18 protein-coding genes are annotated in these 21050 nt (G+C 69.0%); 6 read left to right on the top strand and 12 right to left on the bottom strand.

All coding sequences use genetic code 11. The features are described from left to right. From FJ694_RS01780 to FJ694_RS01765, 4 genes are all read right to left on the bottom strand, one after another. Window positions 1–283, bottom strand: a 283-nt coding sequence (locus FJ694_RS01780) for a nitrate reductase cytochrome c-type subunit (protein WP_198320676.1), incomplete at its 3' end; no start/stop codon positions are given. Further along, window positions 280–2865: a periplasmic nitrate reductase subunit alpha gene (gene napA / locus FJ694_RS01775; protein ID WP_157263795.1), complete on the bottom strand. Its 2586-nt coding sequence runs from the start codon at window positions 2863–2865 to the stop codon at window positions 280–282. The genes napA and FJ694_RS01780, both read right to left, overlap by 4 nt. 18 nt (window positions 2866–2883) lie before the next feature. Beyond that, window positions 2884–3183 (bottom strand): chaperone NapD, encoded by a 300-nt coding sequence (locus FJ694_RS01770; protein WP_157263793.1) that lies wholly within the window; start codon window positions 3181–3183, stop codon window positions 2884–2886. Then, window positions 3180–3395 (bottom strand): periplasmic nitrate reductase, NapE protein, encoded by a 216-nt coding sequence (locus FJ694_RS01765; protein WP_157263791.1) that lies wholly within the window; start codon window positions 3393–3395, stop codon window positions 3180–3182. The genes FJ694_RS01770 and FJ694_RS01765 overlap by 4 nt, the downstream gene beginning before the upstream one ends. 386 nt (window positions 3396–3781) lie before the next feature. On the opposite strand from FJ694_RS01765, the gene FJ694_RS01760 reads away from it, so the two are divergent. Then, entirely contained in the window at window positions 3782–4603 is an 822-nt protein-coding gene (locus FJ694_RS01760) for an urease accessory protein UreD (protein WP_157263789.1), read from the top strand. Window positions 4604–4697: 94 nt separating this feature from the next. Then, on the top strand, window positions 4698–6590 hold the full coding sequence (locus FJ694_RS01755; RefSeq protein ID WP_157263787.1) for an MFS transporter: 1893 nt from the start codon (window positions 4698–4700) through the stop codon (window positions 6588–6590). 123 nt (window positions 6591–6713) lie between these two features. On the opposite strand, the gene urtE is transcribed toward FJ694_RS01755, so the two are convergent. The 6 genes from urtE to FJ694_RS01725 form a co-directional block, all read right to left on the bottom strand. Continuing rightward, window positions 6714–7406: an urea ABC transporter ATP-binding subunit UrtE gene (gene urtE, locus FJ694_RS01750; RefSeq protein ID WP_157263785.1), complete on the bottom strand. Its 693-nt coding sequence runs from the start codon at window positions 7404–7406 to the stop codon at window positions 6714–6716. Window positions 7407–7524: 118 nt separating this feature from the next. Further along, the gene (urtD, locus tag FJ694_RS01745; protein WP_157263783.1) at window positions 7525–8406 is read right to left on the bottom strand and encodes an urea ABC transporter ATP-binding protein UrtD; all 882 of its coding nucleotides are present in this window, start codon (window positions 8404–8406) and stop codon (window positions 7525–7527) included. Further along, window positions 8403–9536 (bottom strand): urea ABC transporter permease subunit UrtC, encoded by a 1134-nt coding sequence (gene urtC / locus FJ694_RS01740; protein WP_157263781.1) that lies wholly within the window; start codon window positions 9534–9536, stop codon window positions 8403–8405. The genes urtD and urtC overlap by 4 nt, the downstream gene beginning before the upstream one ends. Next, window positions 9533–11113 (bottom strand): urea ABC transporter permease subunit UrtB, encoded by a 1581-nt coding sequence (gene urtB, locus FJ694_RS01735; protein WP_157263779.1) that lies wholly within the window; start codon window positions 11111–11113, stop codon window positions 9533–9535. Before urtB ends, urtC begins: the two co-directional genes overlap by 4 nt. A 114-nt stretch (window positions 11114–11227) precedes the next feature. Continuing rightward, entirely contained in the window at window positions 11228–12514 is a 1287-nt protein-coding gene (gene urtA / locus FJ694_RS01730; RefSeq protein ID WP_157263777.1) for an urea ABC transporter substrate-binding protein, read from the bottom strand. A 139-nt stretch (window positions 12515–12653) separates the two neighbouring features. Continuing rightward, a complete protein-coding gene (locus FJ694_RS01725; RefSeq protein ID WP_157263775.1) occupies window positions 12654–13661 on the bottom strand; it encodes an SDR family oxidoreductase in 1008 nt (335 codons plus the stop codon). Between the two features lie 199 nt (window positions 13662–13860). Between FJ694_RS01725 and FJ694_RS01720 the strand changes: the two genes are divergently transcribed. From FJ694_RS01720 to FJ694_RS01705, 4 genes are all read left to right on the top strand, one after another. Next, entirely contained in the window at window positions 13861–14397 is a 537-nt protein-coding gene (locus FJ694_RS01720) for a hypothetical protein (RefSeq protein ID WP_157263773.1), read from the top strand. Between the two features lie 68 nt (window positions 14398–14465). Continuing rightward, the gene (locus FJ694_RS01715) at window positions 14466–14894 is read left to right on the top strand and encodes a gamma-glutamylcyclotransferase family protein (protein ID WP_157263771.1); all 429 of its coding nucleotides are present in this window, start codon (window positions 14466–14468) and stop codon (window positions 14892–14894) included. Between the two features lie 34 nt (window positions 14895–14928). Further along, a complete protein-coding gene (locus FJ694_RS01710) occupies window positions 14929–15345 on the top strand; it encodes a carboxymuconolactone decarboxylase family protein (protein ID WP_157263769.1) in 417 nt (138 codons plus the stop codon). A gap of 658 nt (window positions 15346–16003) precedes the next feature. After that, window positions 16004–16435 (top strand): PEP-CTERM sorting domain-containing protein, encoded by a 432-nt coding sequence (locus FJ694_RS01705; RefSeq protein ID WP_198320675.1) that lies wholly within the window; start codon window positions 16004–16006, stop codon window positions 16433–16435. Between the two features lie 96 nt (window positions 16436–16531). Here FJ694_RS01705 and FJ694_RS01700 read toward each other — a convergent pair whose 3' ends face one another. Together FJ694_RS01700 and FJ694_RS01695 are read right to left on the bottom strand one after the other, a co-directional pair. Further along, window positions 16532–17479: a response regulator transcription factor gene (locus FJ694_RS01700; protein ID WP_157263767.1), complete on the bottom strand. Its 948-nt coding sequence runs from the start codon at window positions 17477–17479 to the stop codon at window positions 16532–16534. Then, window positions 17460–21020, bottom strand: a complete 3561-nt coding sequence (locus tag FJ694_RS01695) for a hybrid sensor histidine kinase/response regulator (protein WP_157263765.1) — start codon at window positions 21018–21020, stop codon at window positions 17460–17462. Before FJ694_RS01695 ends, FJ694_RS01700 begins: the two co-directional genes overlap by 20 nt. Window positions 21021–21050: the final 30 nt, after the last annotated feature.

The raw sequence follows: 21050 nt of genomic DNA, 5'->3' as shown, positions 1-21050 counted from the left end.
GCGCGCCGCTGGCGCTGGTCTGCGTGCGCGCGTGGCAGAACATGCAGCGGTTGGCGTCCTTGTCGAGCTGGTAGTTGTCGATCTTGTGCGGGATCACCGGCGGCTGCATGGCGTAGTTGCGCACGCGGCGGATGTCGGAGTTGTCGGAGTTGACCAGCGGCGGCGGCGGCGTGGTCTCCATGATGGGCGCGCCGCGCATGCGGTCGGTCGCGTCCACGGCCAGCGCCGCGCCCGCCGCCCCGGCGCCCAGCAGCAGCGCGATCAGGAAGGCCCGGGCGTTCATACCGTGCCTCCCTGCGCCGGCAGCCCGCCAGCCTTGCGGATGGTCACCGCGCATTTCTTGTAGTCGGTCTGCAGCGAGATCGGGCAGGTGGCGTCGAGCGTGACCTTGTTGATGAGCTGGCTGGCGTCGAAGAAGGGCACGACCACCATGCCGCGCGGCGGCTTGTTGCGCCCGCGCGTCTCGACGCGGGTGCGGATGCTGCCGCGCCGCGACGCGATCTCCACGATCTCGCCGCGGCGCACGCCCAGCGCGCGCGCGTCCTCCGGGTGGATGAAGGCCACGGCGTTCGGGAACGCGCGGTAGAGCTCGGGCACGCGCCGCGTCATGCTGCCGGTGTGCCAGTGCTCCAGCACCCGGCCCGTGCACAGCCAGTACGGGAACTCCTTGTCGGGCTCTTCGGCCGCGGGCTCGTAGGGCAGCGCCCACATCACCGCCCGTCCGTCGGGGTTGCCGTAGAAGCGGAAGCCCTCGCCGGCCTTGACGTAGGGGTCCGAGCCCTCGCGGTAGCGCCAGAGCGTCTCCTTGCCGTTGACGACCGGCCAGCGCAGGCCCGTGGTCTTGTGGTAAGTGTCGAAGGGCGCCAGGTCGTGCGCGTGGCCGCGGCCGAACTGCGCGTACTCCTCGAACAGCCCCTTTTGCACGTAGAAGCCGGCCGAGCGCGCGTCGTCGTTGTCGTAGCCGGGCTCCATCTCGCCCAGCGGGAAGCGGTCGGCCACGCCGTTGCGGAACACGAAGTCGTAGAGCGTCTTGCCGCGCCACTGCGGCTTGGCCGCCAGCAGCTCCGGCGTCCACACCTCCTCCATGCGGAAGCGCCGCGTGAACTCCATGAGGTGCCACAGGTCCGAGCGCGCCTGCCCCGGCGGCTTGACCAGCTGGTGCCAGAACTGGGTGCGGCGCTCGGCGTTGCCGTAGGCGCCCTCCTTCTCCACCCACATCGCCGCGGGCAGGATCAGGTCGGCGGCCATGGTCGTGACGGTGGGGTAGGCGTCGGAGACGACGACGAAGTTGTCGGGGTTGCGGTAGCCCGGGTAGATCTCCTGCGCGACGTTGGGCCCGGCCTGCATGTTGTTGTTGACCATGACCCAGTAGGCGTTGAGCTTGCCGTCCTTGAGCATGCGGCTCTGCAGCACCGCGTGGTAGCCGGGCTTGTCGGGGATGGTGCCGTCGGGGCACTGCCAGATGCGCTCGGCCTCGGCGCGGTGCTTGGGGTTGGTCACCACCATGTCCGCGGGCAGCCGGTGCGCGAAGGTGCCGACCTCGCGCGCGGTGCCGCAGGCGCTGGGCTGGCCGGTGAGGCTGAAGGGGCTGTTGCCCGGCGTGCTGATCTTGCCGGTGAGCAGGTGCAGGTTGTAGAGCAGGTGCGAGCACCAGGTGCCGCGCGTGTGCTGGTTGAAGCCCATGGTGAAGAACGACATCACCTTGACCTTCGGGTCGGCGTAGAGCTGCGCCAGCGCCTGCAGCCGCTCGCGCGGCACGTTGGCAAGCTTGGCGGTGTAGTCCAGCGTGTAGGTGCTGACGAAACGGGCGTACTCGTCGAAGGTCGCGGGCTGGCCACCGCCGGCGTTGCTCCAGTTCTTGGCCTTCTGCTGGCGCGGATCGCTCGGCCGCAGCCCGTAGCCGATGTCGGTGTTGCCCATCATGAAGCGCGTGTGCCGGTCCACGAAGTCGCGGTTCACGGCGCGGGTCTGGATGATGTGGTTGGCGATGTAGTTGAGGATGGCCAGGTCGGTCTGCGGCCGGAACGTCAGCGTCAGGTCGGAGAGGTCGTAGCAGCGGTGCTCGTACACCGACAGCGTGGCGACCTTGACGTGCGGCGCGGACAGCCGCCGGTCGGTCACGCGCGTCCACAGGATGGGGTGCATCTCGGCCATGTTCGAGCCCCACAGCACGAAGGCATCGGCCTGCTCGATGTCGTCGTACACGCCCATGGGCTCGTCCATGCCGAAGGTGCGCATGAAGCCGGCCACGGCCGAGGCCATGCAGTGGCGCGCGTTGGGGTCGATGTTGTTGGAGCGGAAGCCCGCCTTCATCATCTTGGCCGCGGCGTAGCCCTCCCAGATGGTCCACTGGCCCGAGCCGAACATGCCGATGCCTGAAGGGCCCTTGTCCTTGAGCACGCGCTTGAACTGCGTGGCCATGGTGTCGAAGGCCACGTCCCAGCTCACCGGCTGGAACTCGCCGTCCTTGGCGTACTTGCCGTCCTTCATGCGCAGCAGCGGCTGGGTGAGCCGGTCCTCGCCGTACATGATCTTGGACAGGAAGTAGCCCTTGACGCAGTTGATGCCGCGGTTGACTTCCGAGTTGGGGTCGCCGTGCGTGGCCACCACGCGCCCTTCCTTGACCGCGACGTTGACGCCGCAACCCACACCGCAGAACCTGCACGGCGCCTTGGACCATTTCATCTGCGTGCGCGCGGCGTCGGTGACGACGTTCTGCGCCTCGGCGGACAGCGGCAGCCCCGCGGCCAGCGCGGTGCTGGCCGCGGCGCTGGCGCGCACGAAGTCGCGCCGCGTGCAGCCGCGGCCGCCGGCCGTGCCGGCGGCGCCCTCGTTGACCACGGGAATGGGAACGGGAATGGACATGGAGAACTCCCCTAGCCTTTACGGCATCTCCTGTTGCAGGGCTTCCCAGGGCTCGGCGTGCTGGTACACCAGCGCCACGTTGAGCACGCCGGGCAGGTCGCGCAGCGCCGACAGCGCCTGCACCATGGCCGCGCCGCCCTCGTGCTCCAGCACGACGACCAGCCGCCCGTCCGGCGCCCACTGCGCCAGCGTGGCGCCGGGCTGCGCCGCGATGTCGCCGCGCAGCCGCGCCACGGCCTCGGCGCGAGCCTGCACCAGCACGCCGGCGATGTGGACTTCGCGCTCGCGCGCCGGGCTTTGCGCGGGGGGCGCCGTCACGGCGTGTACCCCGGCAGCCGCCCGGACAGCAACTGGTACATCCAGACGATGAAGCCCCAGCCGGCCACGATCAGCACGGCCAGCACCGGGGCGGTGACGACGGTCAGGAAGATGAAGCTGCGCCATTCCTCCTGGCGCGTGGACGGTGCGTCGGGGTCCTCGGGATGAACCGGCGATGCAGCGGGCGGGGATGAATTCGTTGAAGTTTTCATCGCGAGGGACCCGGGTGGCGGTCCAGGAAAGGCGGGCAATGCCCGTGCCCGTTACTGGTGCATTCGGTGTCAATACCGATGCAACAAGGAAACGGGAACCACTGGCCGCGCAGGATGCGGCGCGGTTCGCTGCCTTGTCCGCCCGCTGGCGGGCATTGCCGCGACCGGCGATGCGCCCTCCTTGACGGGAACGAGGCTTGCCCCGGCCGCCGTCCCCATGCAGGTCTTGCCGAAGCCGGTCAGGAAGTTGCGCACGCACTTGCAAGGGCGGTGATCCCGGGAGCCGCGCCGGCGGCCGGGCGCGCCCGGCGGCGCGGGCCGAGGCCCGAGCCTCTGCGACACTTGCGGGTTTACGCACCCGGCCCGCCGCGGCCGCCTCTTGCCGCATGGCCTGGCACGCTGAACTCTCGATCCGCTATTTCCGCGACAACGGGCGCACCGTCGCGCTGGACCGCCACCAGGGCCCGCTGCGCGTGCTGCAGCGGCTCTATCCCGAAGGCCCGGACGTGTGCCACCACGTGCTGGTGCACCCGCCCGGCGGCGTGGCCGGCGGCGACGAGCTGCACCTGGCGCTGGACCTGGAGCCCGGCAGCCACGCGGTGCTGACCACGCCGGGCGCCACCCGCTTCTACCGCAGCCGCGGCGAGCAGGCCCTGCAGTCGGTGCGTGCCACGCTGCACGGCGACGCGCGGCTGGAGTGGCTGCCGCTGGAGGCGATCGCCCACGACGCCTGCCTCGCCGAGAACCGCCAGCGCTTCGAGCTGCGCGACGCGGCGCAGATGATCGGCTGGGACACGGTCGCGCTGGGCCTGCCCGCTTCCGGCGAGCCCTGGCGGCAGGGCCGCTTCCTGCAGCACCTGGAGCTGCCCGGGCTGTGGCTAGAGCGCGGGCTCATCGACGCGCAGGACACGCGGCTGCTGGACAGCCCGCTGGGCTGGGCCGGGCAGCGCGTGCTGGGCACGCTGTGGTTCGCGTCGGCGCAGCCCTTCGCGCCCGGGCTGCGCGAGGCGCTGCTGGAAGCCGGCCGCGCACTGTGCGAGGGCGAGCCGCTGGCCGGCGTCACCAGCCCCTCGCCGCGGCTGCTGGTGCTGCGCGTGCTGGCCGCGCGCGTGGAGCCCGCGCAGCGGCTGATGCAGGCGCTGTGGGCGCGCTGGCGCGAGCTGGGCTGGCAGCTGCCGGCCTGCGCGCCGCGGGTGTGGCGGACCTGACGGCGTCGCGCCGGGGCCGGGCCGCCCTGTATAGCCAAGCCCTGTAAGCGTGCGTAATCCTCGGGGCGTCGCCACCCGAGGAAAGCCGCGCCCGATGGAGCCCTCCCACAGCCAGTTCGCCCTGCTGCGCCAGCGGCGCTTCGCCCCGTTCTTCTGGACGCAGTTCCTGGGGGCGTTCAACGACAACCTGTTCAAGTTCGCGCTCACCGTGATGGTGACCTACCAGCTGCATCTGGCGTGGCTGCCGGCGGAGCTGGCCGGGCTGGTGATCGGGGCGCTGTTCATCCTGCCCTTCGTGCTGTTCTCGGCCACCGGCGGGCAGATCGCCGACCGGCTCGACAAGCGCACGCTCATGCGCGCCCTCAAGACGCTGGAGGCCGCCATCATGGCGCTGGCGGCCTGGGGCTTCCTCGCCGCGCACGTGCCGCTGCTGCTGGGCTGCGTGTTCCTGATGGGGCTGCAGTCCACGCTGTTCGGCCCCGTGAAGTACGCCTACCTGCCGCAGCACCTGGACCAGCACGAGCTCACCGGCGGCAACGGCCTGGTGGAGTCGGGCACCTTCGTGGCCATCCTGCTGGGCAACGTCGCCGGCGGGCTGCTGATCGCGCTGCCGCAGCACGGCGCGGCGCTGGTGGCGCTGGGGTGCGTGGCGCTGGCGCTGGCCGGGCGGTTGACTGCGCAGGCGCTGCCGGCCTCGCCCGCGAGCGACCCGGGCCTGCGCATGAACTGGAACCCGTTCACCGAGACCTGGCGCAACCTGCGCCTGGCGCATGCGCAGCTGGCGGTGTTCCGCTCGCTGCTGGGCATCAGCTGGATGTGGTTCTTCGGCGCGGTGTTCCTGAGCCAGTTCCCGGCCTTCGCGCAGGGCGTGCTGCGCGGCGACGAGCAGGTGGCCTCGCTGCTGCTGGTGGTGTTCTCGGTGGGCATCGGCGCGGGCTCGCTGCTGTGCGAGCGGCTGTCGCGCCACCAGGTCGAGATCGGGCTGGTGCCCTGCGGCGCCATCGGCATGAGCGTGTTCGCCATCGACCTCTTCTTCGCCGTGCGCGCGCTGCCCCCGGCCACGCCGGCGCTGCAGGGCGTGGGCGCGTTCCTGGCGCAGCCCGCGCACTGGCGCGTGCTGGCCGATCTCGCCCTGCTGGCGCTCTCGGCGGGCCTCTACAGCGTGCCCATGTACGCGCTGATCCAGATGCGCGCGCAACCCACGCACCGGGCGCGCATCATCGCCGCCAACAACATCCTCAACGCGCTGTTCATGATCGTCAGCAGCGTGCTGGTGGGGCTGATGCTGCAGGCCGGGCTGGACATACCGCAGGTGTTCCTGGCCGTGGCCCTGCTCAACGCGGTGGTGGCGAGCTACATCTTCCTGCTCGTGCCCGAGTATTTGCTGCGCTTCGCGTCATGGATCGCGACGCACCTGGCGTACCGGTTCCGGGTGCACGGGCGGGACCGCATCCCGGCCACGGGCGCGGCGCTGCTGGCCTGCAACCATGTCAGCTACGTCGATGCGCTGCTGATCGCCGCGGCCAGCCCGCGCCCGATCCGCTTCATCATGGACCACCGCATCTTCGCCACGCCGCTGCTGGGCTGGCTGTTCCGGCTGGCCAAGGCCATCCCCATCGCGCCGCAGAAGGACGACCCCGCGGCCTACGAGCGCGCCTTCCAGGCAGCCTGCCGCGCGCTGGACGAGGGCGAGCTGGTGGGCATCTTTCCCGAGGGCGCCATCACCCGCGACGGCCGGCTGCAGCCCTTCAAGGGCGGCGTGATGAAGATCCTGCGCACCCACCCCGTGCCCGTGATCCCGCTGGCGCTGCACAACCTGTGGGGATCGAGCTTCTCGCGCATCGACGGCAAGGGCCTGATGAGCCGCCCGCTGCGCCGCGGCCTGTTCAACCGCGTGGAGCTGGTGGTGGGCGAGCCGCTGGCGGCCGAGGCGCTGGCCTCGCCGGAGGGGTTAAGAGAGCGGATCGAGGAGTTGCTGGCGGCGTGAGCGGGGCGGCGCAGGCCGGGCGCACGTCTGCACGCGTGATGCGAGAGGACTCCGAATCGCATCAAAAAATGATGCGAAAACCGCCCGCTTTCGCATCAGCGGTTGATGCGAAGACGCGGCGGCTCAAATCGCCACCAGCCCCCGCACCCCGTTGGCCTCCATGTCGCGCCCGGCGCCGCGCGCCACCACCTCGCCGCGCTCCATCACCAGGTACTGGTCGGCCAGCTCCGCGGCGAAGTCGTAGTACTGCTCCACCAGCAGGATCGCCATGTCGCCGCGCTCCGCGAGGCGCCGGATCACGCGGCCGATGTCCTTGATGATGCTGGGCTGGATGCCCTCCGTCGGCTCGTCCAGGATCAGCAGTTTTGGTTTGCCGGCCAGTGCCCGCGCGATGGCGAGCTGCTGCTGTTGCCCCCCGGACAAATCGCCGCCGCGCCGTCCCAGCATCTGCTTGAGCACGGGAAACAGCTCGAACATCTCGTCGGGAATGGGCGTGCCGCCCGGCAGCTTGGCCAGCCCCATCTTCAGGTTCTCCTCGACCGTGAGCCGGCCGAAGATCTCGCGCCCCTGCGGCACGTAGCCCATGCCGGCGCGCACGCGCTCGTAAGGCGCGGCGCGCGACACGTCCTGCCCCTCCAGCTTGATCGCGCCGCCCTTGATCGGCACCACGCCCATGAGGCTCTTGAGCAGCGTGGTCTTGCCCACGCCGTTGCGCCCCAGGATCACCGTGACTTCGCCGCGCCGCGCCTCGAAGGCGACGTTGCGCAGGATGTGCGAGCCGCCGTAGTACTGGTTCAGGCCCTCGACCTGCAGCATCACCTCGTGCTTCCTCTCCGTTCGCGCCGCGCTCGCCGCAGGGCCCGCGCCCGGGCCAGGCGATGCCGCCTGGACGGGATCGGCCCGGACGGGATTGGTGTCAACCGGAACAGCCGGATCAGCGCCCAAGGTACACCTCCACCACGCGCTCGTCGTTCTGCACCTGCGACAGCAGCCCTTCGGCCAGCACCCGGCCCTCGTGCAGCACCGTCACCTTGCGGTGCCCCTGCGTCAGTTGATCGACGAACTTCATGTCGTGCTCCACCACCATCAGCGAATGCTCCCCGGCCAGCGACAGGAACAGCTCCGCCGTGCGCTCGGTCTCCTCGTCGGTCATGCCCGCCACCGGCTCGTCGAGCAGCAGCAGCTTCGGGTCCTGCATCAGCAGCATGCCGATCTCCAGCCACTGCTTCTGCCCGTGCGAGAGCAGCCCCGCCAGGCGCTGCGCGGAAGCCTTCAGGTGGATGCGCTCCAGCATCGCGCCGATGCGGTCCAGCTGCTCGCCCGTGAGGCGCGAGAACAGGCTCGCGCGCACGCGCCGGTCCGCCTTGAGCGCCAGCTCCAGGTTCTCGAACACGCTGAGCTCTTCATAGACGGTCGGCTTCTGGAACTTGCGCCCGATGCCGATCTGCGCGATGTCGTTCTCGCGCAGGCGGCGCAGGTCGATGTTCGAGCCGAAGAAGACCTTGCCCTGGTCGGGCGCGGTCTTGCCGGTGATGACGTCCATCATGGTCGTCTTGCCCGCGCCGTTGGGGCCGATGATGCAGCGCAGCTCGCCCGCATCGATGGACAGGCTCAGGGCGTTGAGCGCCTTGAAGCCGTCGAAGCTCACCGTCACGTCCTCCACGTACAGCGCCACGCCCTGCGCGAAGTCGGGCACCCCGGACTGCATCGGCCGGCCGAAGCCGCCTTCCCAGGCCTTGGCGGCGCCGCCGCCGCCGGCCTTCTGCGCATGCGCGGCCCAGGCCTGCGCGCGGTCTTCCATCAGGTCGGGCGTCATGCGCGCTCCTCCTTCTTCGCGCCGGTGAAGCGGCGCACCAGGCCGACGATGCCCTGCGGCATGAACAGCGTCACCGCGATGAACAGCATGCCCAGGAAGTACAGCCAGTACTCGGGGAAGGCCTGCGTGAACCAGCTCTTGGCGCCATTGACGAAGAAGGCGCCCACGATCGGGCCGATCAGCGTCGCGCGCCCGCCCACCGCCGCCCACACCGCGATCTCGATGGAGGCCGCCGGCGACATCTCGCCCGGGTTGATGATGCCCACCTGCGGCACGTACAGCGCCCCGGCCACGGCGCACATCACCGCGGAGAGCGTCCAGATTGCCAGCTTGTAGGCCAGCGGGTCATAGCCCGTGAAGCGCACGCGCGTCTCGGCGTCGCGGATGGCCTGCAGCACGCGGCCGAAGCGGCTGTGCACCAGCGCGCGCGCCATCAGGAAGAAGCCGATGAGCGTCAGGCCCGTCAGCACGAACAGCACCATGCGCGTCGAAGGCTGCGCCAGCGGCACGTCGAGAATCCGCTTGAAGTCGGTGAAGCCGTTGTTGCCCCCGAAACCGGTCTCGTTGCGGAAGAACAGCAGCATCGCCGCGTAGGTCAGCGCCTGCGTGATGATCGAGAAGTACACGCCCTTGATGCGCGAGCGGAAGGCGAAGTAGCCGAACACCCAGGCCAGCAGCCCCGGCACCGCAAGCACCAGCACCAGCTGCAGCACCAGCGAGTCGCTCCAGGCCCAGTGCCAGGGCAGCTCCTTCCAGTCCAGGAACACCATGAAGTCGGGCAGCTCGCTCTTGTAGTTGCCGTCGGTGCCGATCTGGCGCATGAGGTACATGCCCATGCCGTAGCCGCCCAGCGCGAAGAACAGGCCGTGGCCCAGCGACAGGATGCCGGTGTAGCCCCAGATCAGGTCCATGGCCAGCGCGCAGATGGCGTAGCACATGATCTTGCCCACCAGCGCCACCATGTGGTCGGGCAGGTGCAGCGGGTGCGCCGCCGGCAGCATCAGGTTCAGCGACGGCACGATCACCAGCACCGCCATCAGCGCCGCGCCCACGCCGGCCCAGCCGCGCGTGCCCAGCAGCAGGCCGCGCCGCGGCGTCAGGCCCACCGGCCCATGAAGTACGGCGCTCATGCCTCTCTCCCCTTGAGTGCGAACAAGCCCTGCGGCCGCTTCTGGATGAACACCACGATGAACACCAGCACCATGATCTTGGCCAGCACCGCACCGGCCCAGCCTTCAAGCAACTTGTTGAGCAGCCCCAGCCCCAGCGCGGCCCAGACGGTGCCCGCGAGCTGGCCCACGCCGCCCAGCACCACGACCATGAAGCTGTCCACGATGTAGCTCTGGCCCAGGTCCGGGCCGACGTTGCCGACCTGGCTGAGCGCGCAACCGGCCAGCCCCGCCAGGCCCGCGCCCAGCGCGAAGGCCCAGGTGTCGATGCGCGCGGTGTGGATGCCCACGCAGGCCGCCATGCGCCGGTTCTGCGTGACGCCGCGCACGAACAGGCCCAGCCGCGTCTTCGAGATCAGCAGCGCCACCCCGGCGAGCACCAGGCCCGCGAACACGATGATGGCCAGCCGGTTGTAGGGCAGCGTCAGGTTGCTCGCCAGCTCCAGCCCGCCCGACAGCCAGGCCGGGTTCTCGACGGGCACGTTCTGGGCGCCGAACAGGGACCGCACCGACTGCATCAGCACCAGGCTGATGCCCCAGGTGGCCAGCAGCGTCTCCAGCGGCCGGCCGTAGAGCCAGCGGATGACGGTGCGCTCCAGCACCGCGCCCACCGCCGCGGCAGCCAGGAACGAGGCAGGAATCGCCAGCAGCACGTAGTAGTCGAAGAGGTTCGGCAGCCAGGCGCGGAAGGCGTTCTGCACCAGGTAGGTGGCGTAGGCGCCGATCATGATCAGCTCGCCGTGGGCCATGTTGATCACGCCCATCAGGCCGTAGGTGATGGCCAGGCCGAGTGCTGCCAGCAGCAGGATCGAGCCCAGGCTGAAGCCGGTGACGAGCACGCCCGCGCGCTCGCCCCAGGCCAGGCGCGACTCGATCTGCTGGATGCCGGCGGCGATGACGGTGCGCAGCTCGGGGTCGGTTTCGGCCTCCAGGCGCTGCAGCAGCAGCGCGCGCGCGCTGGGCTCGCCGCTGGTGGACAGCAGCCGCGCCGCCTCCAGGCGTTGCTCGCGCTGCGGCGAGGCCACCAGCACCGCCGCGCGCAGCAGGCCCAGGCGCTCCTTGAGCTTGGCGTCGGTCTCGGCGGCCAGGGCCTTCTCGACCAGCGGCAGCTTGAACTCCTCCATCTCGTCGGCCAGCGCCTTGATGGCGGCGGCGCGCGCGGCGCGCTCGGGCGAGAACAGGTTCAGGGCCGCCAGCGCCGCCTGCAGCTCGCGGCGCATGCGGTTGTTGTTGGTGACGTCCTGCGCGTCGTCGGGCAGCGTCGCGGCGGCGCCGGTGGCGGCGTCCACGGCCGAGCCGTCCTTCCTCACGATCAGCACGCGCTCCGGCGTGACGCGCACCGCGTCGTCGAGCATCGCCTGCACGTAAGTCGCCAGCGCGGCGTCGCCGCCCTGCGCGACGGCCTCGGCCAGCGCCTGCGCGCGCGCGTCGTTGTCGCCCTCGGCGATGGCGCGCGCCTGCTGCGGCGTCAGCGCCTGCGCCGACCAGCCCGCCAGCGCCATGAGCAGGGCCAGGAGGCCCCTGAATAACGGAGTCATGTTCTCCCGCCCTTGGAAATGTTCATGGCCCCTCGGCCGCTGTCTCGGGCCAGGGGCAGGAGGCGCCAGGCGCCTCCGGGTGACATGGGGCAGCCGCCTGGCTGCCCCCGCGGCTTACTTGGCCGCGGCCACCTTCTCCGGCTCGTCCTTCTTCTTGTCGTTGCCGGGGATGTACGGGCTCCAGGGCTGGGCCTTGATCGGGCCCGGGGTCTTCCACACCACCGAGAACTGGCCGTCGGCCTTCACCTCGCCGATGAAGACAGGCTTGTGCAGGTGGTGGTTCTTCTCGTCCATCTTGGCCACGAAGCCGCTCGGCGCCTTGAAGGTCTGGCCGGCCATGGCGGCGATGACCTTGTCGGTGTCGGTGCTCTTGGCCTTCTCGACGGCCTGCTTCCACATGTGCACGCCGATGTAGGTCGCCTCCATCGGGTCGTTGGTCAGCGGCTTGTCCTTGTGGCCGGCGATGTTCTTGGCCTTGGCATAGGCGGCCCACTTCTTGACGAACTCGTCGTTGGTGGGGTTCTTCAGGCTCATGAAGTAGTTCCAGGCGGCCAGGTGGCCCACCAGCGGCTTGGTGTCCACGCCGCGCAGCTCTTCCTCACCCACCGAGAAGGCCACCACCGGCACGTCCGTCGCCTTCAGGCCCTGGTTGCCCAGCTCCTTGTAGAAGGGCACGTTGGAGTCGCCGTTGATGGTGGAGACCACCGCGGTCTTCTTGCCCTCGGAGGAGAACTTCTTGATCTTGGCGATGATGCTCTGGTAGTCGGAGTGCCCGAAGGGGGTGTACTCCTCCATGATGTCCGCGTCGGCCACGCCCTTGGACTTCAGGAAGGCGCGCAGGATCTTGTTGGTGGTGCGCGGATAGACGTAGTCGGTGCCCAGCAGCACGAAGCGCTTGGCGCTACCGCCGTCCTTGCTCATCAGGTACTCGACGGCGGGAATGGCCTGCTGGTTGGGCGCGGCACCCGTGTAGAACACGTTCTTGCTCAGCTCCTCGCCCTCGTACTGCACGGGGTAGAACAGCAGGCCGTTGAGCTCCTCGTACACCGGCAGCACCGACTTGCGGCTCACCGAGGTCCAGCAGCCGAAGGTCACGGCCACCTTGTCCTGGCTCACCAGCTGGCGCGCCTTCTCGGCGAACAGCGGCCAGTTCGAAGCGGGATCGACGACGACGGGCTCCAGCTTCTTGCCCAGCACGCCGCCCTTGGCGTTGATCTCGTCGATGGCCATCAGGACGGTGTCCTTGAGCACGGTCTCGGAGATGGCCATGGTGCCGGAGAGCGAGTGCAGCACGCCGACCTTGATGGTGTCGGCAGCTGCCGCCGGCAGTGCCGTGGCGACCAGCGCGCCCATGGCCACGGCGCCCAGCGCCAGATTGAAACCGCGACGATTTGCCTTCATGTCTGCTTCCCCTCTTGGTGCCCTCTGCTGTGGGCCGTTGATCGAACGGGAGGCAGTGTCGAAGGCAGCGCCGCGCGCCGGAATACGACAACTTGCGTAGTTCCGGCGCGCCTACGCCAAATGGCGTAGCGGGTTCAGGTCAGATGGCGCCCACGCTCCCCGTCACCGGCAGCACGATCCCGGTGATGTAGCCCGCGCAAGCCGGCGCGGCCAGGAACACGTAGGCGGGCGACAGTTCCTCAGGCTGCGCCGCGCGCTTGAACTCCGTCTGCTTGCCGAACTCGGCCACGCCCTCGGCCGGCCGGTCGGCCGGGTTCAGCGGCGTCCACACCGGCCCGGGCGCCACGGCGTTGACGCGGATGCCGCGCTTGAGCACGTTCGACGCCAGCGACTTGGTGAAGGCGTGGATCGCCCCCTTGGTGGTGCTGTAGTCCAGCAGCTGCTGGCTGCCTTCCAGGCCCACCACCGAGCCGGTGTTGATGATGGAGCTGCCCTCCTTGAGGTGCGGCAGCGCCGCCTTGGCCATGTGGAAGTAGCCGTAGATGTTGGTGCGCATCGTCTCGTCGAAGCGCTCCTCGGTGATGTCCTCCAGGCTGTCGGCATGCTCCTGGAAGGCGGCGTTGTTGACCAGGATGTCGAGCTTGCCGAAGGCCTCCACCGTGCGCTGCACGGCGTCGCGACAGAAGGCGGCGTCCTTGACGTCGCCGGGAATGAGGATGCAGCGCCGCCCCTCCGCCTCGACATGGCGCCGGGTTTCCGCGGCGTCCTCGTGCTCGTTGAGATACACGATGGCCACGTCCGCGCCCTCGCGCGCATAGAGCACCGCCACCGCGCGGCCGATGCCCGAATCGCCGCCGGTGATGATCGCCGCCATGCCCTGCAGCTTCTCGCTGCCCTTGTACTGCGGCGCCTGGAACTGCGGCTGCAGTTGCAGCTCGGCCTCGATGCCGGGCTTCTCGATGTGCTGCGCCGGCAAATCCGTGGGCTGCTCGCGGGCACCGGTCTGGGGCGGGTTCTGCTGCTCGCCCCCGCCGCCCTGCTGCATCTTGCGGTTGTCCTTCTGGTCCTGCTGCTTCTGGATGCCGCGCTGCTTCTCGGCCACGGCGTCCACGTTGCGATGCTTGGAGGTGTCGCCTTGCTGTTTCATGAAAGGGCTCCTTAGCGTTGTTGCGGAGCAAGGGCGGCAGGCGACGTGCCCAGTTGCGTACTATGTTCCTGGTCGTGTGCGGCAAGCTAGAAATCGATCGCGCGGGATCGCCAACGGCTGAATTTCAATCAATGCAGCGCTTCGCGTATTACCATAACGTGCCAGGGGCGATATCAGCCAGCAACCGATTGGAGCTTTCATGTCTATCGACTTCGAGAAGGACGAGTATTTTGCGCTGGTAAAAACCATTGCCGATTCTGATCAACGCCTGCTCACAGTCAAAAGTTGGGGCGTAACACTTAGCCTCGTGGCACTCGGCCTTGGTTTTCAATACCGTGCTTACGGATTCTTCATCATAGCAGCCATCAGCAGCTTAGCCTTTTGGGTCGTGGAACACGCCAGCCGCAGGCACCAAATGAGGCACTATGTCCGAATGCGCCAAATCGAATTCAATAACTTCTTGCGCGAACTTGAAGCCAATCGCCCCCAGTCCGCACCACGCATCGACTGGTCGTGGCACATAGCAAAAGACATTCTCGAAGGCAAAGCCAGTGCTCAGCAGGATGGCGAAATTGAAACGAAGCAAAAGAATATTTGGTTTTCTCATGCTTGGGCGATGCCACACGTGGCACTACCACATGTTCTCACTTTGGTCGTGAGTGCATTTCTCGTTTACCAAGGCTATAACGGCGATTTGATCGGCTTTACGCTGGGCACACCACCAAGCCCGAAATGAGTACGAACAATAACAGCTACCGATTTGCACGACAGGATTTCTCATCGCCTGAATTGCACACCCCACCTATGCCCCACCTCTTCGTCTACGGCTCCCTGAAGCAGGGTTTCGTCAATCAGCACGTCAATACCGGCCGCCGCGTGCCGGGCCAATTCCGCACGTCGGACAAATTTGGCCTGTATCTCCTGGGTAAGGGCGAAGTGCCCTGCCTGGTTTCCCCGCCGGGACACGGCCATCAAGTCGTCGGCGAGTTGTATGAAATCACCGACGCCGACATCCAGCGCATGGACCGGCTGGAGCGCACCGGCGATCCGGACGGTTATGAGCGCGTCGAAATCGGCGTCGAGCGCTTCGACCCGCCGGCCACGGAAATTTTCACGGCCTTCGTCTATCTCAGGCAGCACTGCAACATTCCCGCCGCCACGCCGCGCATCGGGCCGCTGGACGAATACCGGCTGGAGCACGCGGCGCGGTTTTCCTGGCAAGGCGCGAACTGATCGCGCTTTTCTTCTCAACGGCCGCCACCCGCCCATGTCCACCATAAAACCGCCCGCTGACCCGGAATCCAATCCCCGCGTGAAAGCCGTCTTCGACGACATCCGCGCCACGCGCAAGACGGATTTCATCAACAACCTCTGGCGCAGCCTCGCCTTCGACCCGGCGCTGCTGGAAAAGACCTGGACCGAGGTCAAGCAGGTGATGGCCACGCCCTCGGAATTCGATCCGCTGACCAAGGAGCTCATTTACATCGCGGTCTCGGTGGCCAATTCGTGCAGCTATTGTGTGCATTCCCACACCGCGGCGGCGCGGGCCCAGGGCATGACGGATGCACAGCACGCGGAACTGTTGGCGATCATTTCGCTGGCCGCCAAGACGAACCACCTCGTCACGGGCTTGCAGGTGCCGGTCGATGTGGCTTTTGACGCAGGCGCTTCCGACCACGATTAAGCAGGCCAACGGCCTGACAACGGAGCCGCAGAAATGAGATTGCTGATTTTCGGCCTAGTTTTTCTTGCGGCTGGCGCAGGGGTGGCCTGGGCTGTGTGCGTGTTCGCCCTGCAATTACCTTGGGAAACTTCACTTCTTGTCGTTGAAATTACGGCAATCCTATCCTGCCTTGCCGGCCTGGCAGTGGTCCAAAGCCAGCGTAAAAAGCGAGTACAAGAAACGCGATAACGGCGGCCAGGAATAATGCTGGTCATGTGGCATTCGGCGCCGGGGCGTCGGCGTAGGACAACGGCCGGGCCACCGGTCCGGCATGCCCGGTTCGTGAACTGGTTCACGACTTGAAGCCTGGCACGGCGCCGGGTGGTGCCAGGCCTGACCAAGCTCACAAGAATCCACCGCAGCAGTACCCAAGGCAGTCACCGGCGCAGCCGCCTCGCGGCCTGCGCCGGATTCCAGGGCGGTCCGGTGCAGCCCCCTTTCACCGGACGCCGATTTCCGAGCAGCAAGTGCCGATACGGCGCGAGACCGGGAGAATCTGCGTGAAAATCTTGTCCAAAAAAACAAACTTGCCGCCACGCTGGCGACGGCACTGGCCCTGGCCGCGGGCAGTGCCCAGGCAACGCTGAACTGGAACTGGAGTTATTCGGGCGCGGGCATCATGGCCAGCGGCACGCTGACCACCACGGACACGGCGGACGGCAGCGGTTTTTATGAAATCCTGTCCATCTCCGGCAACCGCAACGGTGTCGCCATCACCGGGCTGTACCCGACCGGTCTTTCCATCCCAGGCAACGAACCATTTACCGGCGACAACCTGATCCGCGTCGCCGGGCCGGATCAACTCACCGTCCATGGCCTGGGTTTCTCGCTGGCTGACGGCACCTATTCCAATCCGTTCTATGCCTATTTCCTGACGCCGGCCACTTATCTCGAAGTGCTCACCAACGGCACGAGTATCGTGACTGAATTGCCCATCACCTTCAGCGCCAGCCTGGTGCCGGTGCCCGAGCCCACCAGTTTGGCTTTGGTGGTTTCGGGATTGATGGCGGTGGGCTGGAGCCGGCGCCTGAAGAAGACTCAGCAGTCTTGATGCCGGGGCGCTGCAGCGCTTGAAAACGCTGCGGCCTTCCACATCGAACTCGATGGCCGGCTTTCGCCGATATCACGGAAATATTTCAAGCCGTTTTCACCGCCCCGCCGCCGTCATCGGCCCCAGCCGCTGCATTACCAGCGCCGCGGCGGCGGTGCGCGTTTCCACCCCGAGTTTCTCGAACACGTGCTCCAGGTGCTTCGTGATAGTCCGCGGGCTGGTGCCCAGGATGTCGCCGATGTCCCGGTTGGTCTTTCCCTGCAATACCCAGTAGAGCACCTGCGATTCGCGCGCCGTCAGGCCGAAGGCCGGGCCTAAAGCGGCGATGGTGGCGGCGTCGGACTGCTCGCGCAGCACCAGCAGCCACTCGCCCTCGCCCATCGCCTCGTGCAGCACGAAGGTCAGGCGCCGCGCGCCCTGGCTCACGGCGAAGGTGGCGCCCAGCGCGGGCTTTTCACCCATCCACTGGCGCAGCGGCGCGGGCGCCAGGCCGTTGTCCCCGGTGGCGTCGGCGCCCTTGAAGAACTCGGCCAGCAGCTGCCGCGCCAGCGCCGTCTGCCACACCAGGCGGCCGTCGCGCCCGCGCAGCACCACGCTGGCATGGCCGAAGGCGTCGAGGACGCGGCGCGCCTGCGTCTGGCTGCGCGCGCTGTGCAGGTGCGCCGCCATGCGCGCCAGCACCTCGCTCGTGCGCACGGGCTTGGTCACGTAGTCGTTGACGCCCGCGGCAAAGGCTTTCACGAGGTGCTCGCTCTCGGTCAGGCCGGTCATGAAGACGATGGGCGTGGCGGCGGTGCGCGGGTCGCCGCGCAGCCGGCGTGCCACCTCAAAGCCGTCCATGCCCGGCATCACGGCGTCGAGCAGCACGATGTCGGCCTGCCCCGCGCGCTGCAGCGCCTGCTCGCCCGAGGTGGCCACCAGCACGGTGTAGCCGCCCTCGTCGAGCGCGTCGTGCAGCAGCGCCAGGTTGTCGGGCACGTCGTCCACCACCAGCACCACGCCGGCGCCTCGGTCCAGGTCCAGCTCAGGCGGCTCGTTGTTCATCTTGGTCCAGGGATTCCAGGGTCTTGCGCACGGCGCCGGCCAGGGCGTCGAGCTCGAAGCGCTGCAGCAGCGCGCGCAGCGGGGCCGCGAAGGCCGGCCCGTGAATGTCGTCGGATTGCTCGATGCGCTCCAGCGCCTGCCGCGCGCCGCGCACGTGGCCGCGGCGCAGGGCGTCGTCCAGGGCGCGCAGCAGGGTGAGGTCGGGGCGCCAGGCGGCGTCGGGCGGCGTTGCAGGCGGCGCAGCCTGCATGTCGGGCAGGGCCGGCGGCGCAGCGGGCCGTGCCGGCGCCGGCGTTGGAGCTGGCGCGAGCGTGGGCACCTCCTCGATCCACGCCAATTTCAATCGCCGCTCCAGCCAATCGAGTAGATCGTCCACGCGCACCGGCTTCACGAAGAAGTCCTGTGCCGTGACGCCGGGGTCGTTGTCGAAGCCGCGATCAAAGGCGTTGGCCGAGACGATGGCCACCGGCGCGTCGTCGCCCAGGCCCAGCGCGCGCAGCCGCTGCAGCGTCTGCCAGCCGTCCAGGCCCGGCATGGCCAGGTCCATGAACACGGCGTCGGGCCGCAGCGCGGGCCACAGCGCCAGCGCCTGCTCGCCGCTGGCGGCCTGGTGGCACTCGAAGCCCAGCGGCTCCAGCAGGTTGAGCAGCAGCTCGCGGTCCGCCTGCTCGTTGTCCACCACCAGCAGCCGCCGCCGCGGCCCCAGGTAGCCGCGGCGCGCGCCGCGTGCGGCCTGCGGCGGCGGGGCGTCCACCTGCGGCAGGAACAGCTTCAGGGTGAAGGTGCTGCCCTGCCCCAGGGTGCTGGTGGCCGTGAGCTCGCCGCCCATGAGGATGACGAGCATGCGCGCGATGGTCAGCCCCAGGCCCGAGCCGCCGCCGTGGGCGCTGCCGCGCTCGAAGGGCTCGAACACGCGCTCCAGCTCCTGCGCGCTCATGCCCGGGCCGCTGTCCTGCACCTCGAAGCGCGCGATCTGCCGCGCGACGTGCACGCGCAGCGTCACGCGCCCGGCGGCGGTGAACTTCACGGCATTGCCCAGCAGGTTGATCAGCACCTGGCGCAGCCGCCGCTCGTCGGCCCGCACCCAGGGCGGCAGCGTGCCGGCGATCTCGGTGCGGAAGTCCAGCCCCTTGGCCGTGGCCTGCAGCTCGAACAGCCGCGCGATCTCCGTGACCGTTTCCGGCAGCGCCATCGGCTTGACCTGCAGCTGCACCCGGCCGCTCTCGATGCGCGACAGCTCCAGCGTCCCCTCGATCAGCGACAGCAGGTGCTCGCCGCCGCGGCGGATGACCTGCACCGCGTGCTGGCGCCGCGGCGGCATGGCGGCGTCGTCCTCCAGCAGCTGGGCGTAGCCCAGGATCGAGTTCAGCGGCGTGCGCAGCTCGTGGCTGATGGCGCTGATGTAGCGGCTCTTGGCCTGGTTGGCGGCCTCGGCCGCCAGCTTGGCCTGCTGCAGCGCGGCGTCGGTGCGGCGGTGCGCCTCCACCTCGCGCTGCAGCGCGGCGGTCTGGCGCCGGCTCTCCTCCTGCGCCAGGGTGCGGCTGCGCTGCGCCAGCACCAGCCACCACAGCACCATGCCCGCCACCGGCAGCGCCAGCAGCGCCTCGGCGGTGAAACTGCCGCCGGCCGCGGCGTGGCGGTGCAACAGCCACAGCGCCAGCCCCAGCAGCGGCGCGCCGGGCAGCGCGACCAGCAGGAACGGCGCCAGGCCCTTGTCAAGGTAGGCGCCGGCCGCGCGCGGCAGCAGCGCGCGCAGCAGCCGCTCCCACTGCTGCGCCAGCCGCGCGTGCGGCTTGCACAGGTCGCCGCAGCGCGCATCGAGCGTGCAGCACAGCGAGCAGATCATCCCGTGGTAGGCCGGGCACTGCGCCATGTCCTCGGCCTCGTAGCGGCGCTCGCAGACCACGCATTTCACGGGTGCGGCCTGGCCGACAGGTGCGACCTGAGCGACAGGCGCGGGCCGGGCGCCAGGCGCGGCCTGGCCGATGGGCGCGGCGGCGGCCGCCGCGGCCTTCGCCGGCACGATCCGGTGCACCGGCCGCGCGATGTAGAAGCGGCCCTTCGTGGCCCAGGCGATCAGCGGCGCCGCGACCAGCGCGGTGGCCATGGCGACCAGCGCCGAGAAGGCCTGCGCCAGCGCGCCGAAGGCGCCCAGGTGCGCGGCGATGGACAGCAGGGATGCCAGGCCCATGGCGCCGATGCCCACCGGGTTCACGTCGTGCAGGTGCGCGCGGCGGAACTCGATGCCCGGCGGCGACCAGCCCATCGGCTTGTTGATCACCAGGTCCGCCACCACGGCCATGATCCAGGCCACGGCCACGTTGGCGAACAGGCCCAGCACGTGGCCCAGGGCCTGGAACACGTCGAGCTCCATCAGCACCAGCGCGATGAGGATGTTGAAGGCCATCCACACCACGCGCCCGGGGTGGCTGTGCGTGGCGCGCGAGAAGAAGTTGCTCCAGGCCAGCGACCCGGCGTAGGCGTTGGTGACGTTGATCTTGAGCTGCGACACCACCACGAACAGCCCCGTGGCCGCCACCGCCCAGCCGTAGTGCGGAAAGACGAACTCGTAGGCGGCGAGGTACATGCGGCTCGGGTCCACCGCCAGCTCGGTGGGCATCATGTGCGTGAGGCACAGGTGCGCCAGCAGCGCGCCGCCGAGCATCTTCAGCACGCCCGGCACGACCCAGCCCGGGCCGCCCATCAGCACCGCGCCCCACCAGCGCAATTTCCCGCGCCGGCCGGGTGCGGGCTCCGGCATGAAGCGCAGGTAGTCGGCCTGCTCGCCCATCTGCAGGATCAGCGCGATGCCCACCGTCGTGGCCGCGCCGAAGCCCAGCAAGGTGAAACCCGCGCTGCCGTCGGCGCCGGGGTGCTGGGAGAGGCCGTGCAGCAGCCCGGGCTGCTGGTGCAGCACCACCGCGTAGGGCGCGACCAGCATCAGCAGCCACAGCGGCTGGGTCCAGATCTGCAGCGCGCTGATGACGGTGACGCCGTGCGTGACCAGCGGGATCACGACCAGCGAGCACACCAGGTAGCCCCAGGCCGGCGGCAGGCCGAACACCAGGTCGAGCGCGTAGGCCATCACGGCGGCCTCCAGCGCGAAGAAGGTGAAGGTGAAGCAGGCGTAGACCAGCGAGGTCACGGTCGAGCCCAGGTAGCCGAAGCCCGCGCCGCGGGTGAGCAGGTCCATGTCCACGCCGTGCCGCGCGGCATAGACGCTGATGGGCAGCCCGGCCAGCACGATCAGCAGCCCCGTCACCAGGATCGCCAGCGCCGCGTTGGTGAAGCCGTGCTGCACCAGCAGCGTCGCGCCCACGGCCTCCAGCACCAGGAACGAGGACGCGCCGAAGGCGGTGTGCGCCACGCGCGCCGGGCTCCAGCGCCGGAAGGCGCGCGGCGTGAAGCGCAGCGCGTAGTCCTCCATCGACTCGCGCGCCACCCAGGCGTTGTAGTCGCGCCGGATCTTCACGACGCGCTGCAGCGGCTCGCCGGCGGCATCGGCGGCGGAGGTGGACGACGGGGACGGCGGGGGATTCATCGGTCGGGCATCGGGGACAGCCCCTGTCCC

Source organism: Azohydromonas aeria (assembly GCF_009760915.1).
Lineage (GTDB): Bacteria > Pseudomonadota > Gammaproteobacteria > Burkholderiales > Burkholderiaceae_C > Azohydromonas > Azohydromonas aeria.
Note: the sequence above shows the minus strand (reverse complement) of the source record. Positions and strands in the feature narration are given on the sequence as shown.

Excerpts from the sequence above, each read along its gene's own strand:
- napA (WP_157263795.1), bottom strand. The coding sequence starts at position 2,865 with ATGTCCATTCCCGTTCCCATTCCCGTGGTCAACGAGGGCGCCGCCGGC.
- FJ694_RS01765 (WP_157263791.1), bottom strand. The coding sequence starts at position 3,395 with ATGAAAACTTCAACGAATTCATCCCCGCCCGCTGCATCGCCGGTTCAT.
- FJ694_RS01760 (WP_157263789.1), top strand. The coding sequence starts at position 3,782 with ATGGCCTGGCACGCTGAACTCTCGATCCGCTATTTCCGCGACAACGGG.
- FJ694_RS01755 (WP_157263787.1), top strand. The coding sequence starts at position 4,698 with ATGGAGCCCTCCCACAGCCAGTTCGCCCTGCTGCGCCAGCGGCGCTTC.
- urtE (WP_157263785.1), bottom strand. The coding sequence starts at position 7,406 with ATGCTGCAGGTCGAGGGCCTGAACCAGTACTACGGCGGCTCGCACATC.
- urtD (WP_157263783.1), bottom strand. The coding sequence starts at position 8,406 with ATGACGCCCGACCTGATGGAAGACCGCGCGCAGGCCTGGGCCGCGCAT.
- urtC (WP_157263781.1), bottom strand. The coding sequence starts at position 9,536 with ATGAGCGCCGTACTTCATGGGCCGGTGGGCCTGACGCCGCGGCGCGGC.
- urtB (WP_157263779.1), bottom strand. The coding sequence starts at position 11,113 with ATGACTCCGTTATTCAGGGGCCTCCTGGCCCTGCTCATGGCGCTGGCG.
- urtA (WP_157263777.1), bottom strand. The coding sequence starts at position 12,514 with ATGAAGGCAAATCGTCGCGGTTTCAATCTGGCGCTGGGCGCCGTGGCC.
- FJ694_RS01725 (WP_157263775.1), bottom strand. The coding sequence starts at position 13,661 with ATGAAACAGCAAGGCGACACCTCCAAGCATCGCAACGTGGACGCCGTG.
- FJ694_RS01720 (WP_157263773.1), top strand. The coding sequence starts at position 13,861 with ATGTCTATCGACTTCGAGAAGGACGAGTATTTTGCGCTGGTAAAAACC.
- FJ694_RS01715 (WP_157263771.1), top strand. The coding sequence starts at position 14,466 with ATGCCCCACCTCTTCGTCTACGGCTCCCTGAAGCAGGGTTTCGTCAAT.
- FJ694_RS01710 (WP_157263769.1), top strand. The coding sequence starts at position 14,929 with ATGTCCACCATAAAACCGCCCGCTGACCCGGAATCCAATCCCCGCGTG.
- FJ694_RS01705 (WP_198320675.1), top strand. The coding sequence starts at position 16,004 with ATGGCCAGCGGCACGCTGACCACCACGGACACGGCGGACGGCAGCGGT.
- FJ694_RS01700 (WP_157263767.1), bottom strand. The coding sequence starts at position 17,479 with ATGAACAACGAGCCGCCTGAGCTGGACCTGGACCGAGGCGCCGGCGTG.
- FJ694_RS01695 (WP_157263765.1), bottom strand. The coding sequence starts at position 21,020 with ATGAATCCCCCGCCGTCCCCGTCGTCCACCTCCGCCGCCGATGCCGCC.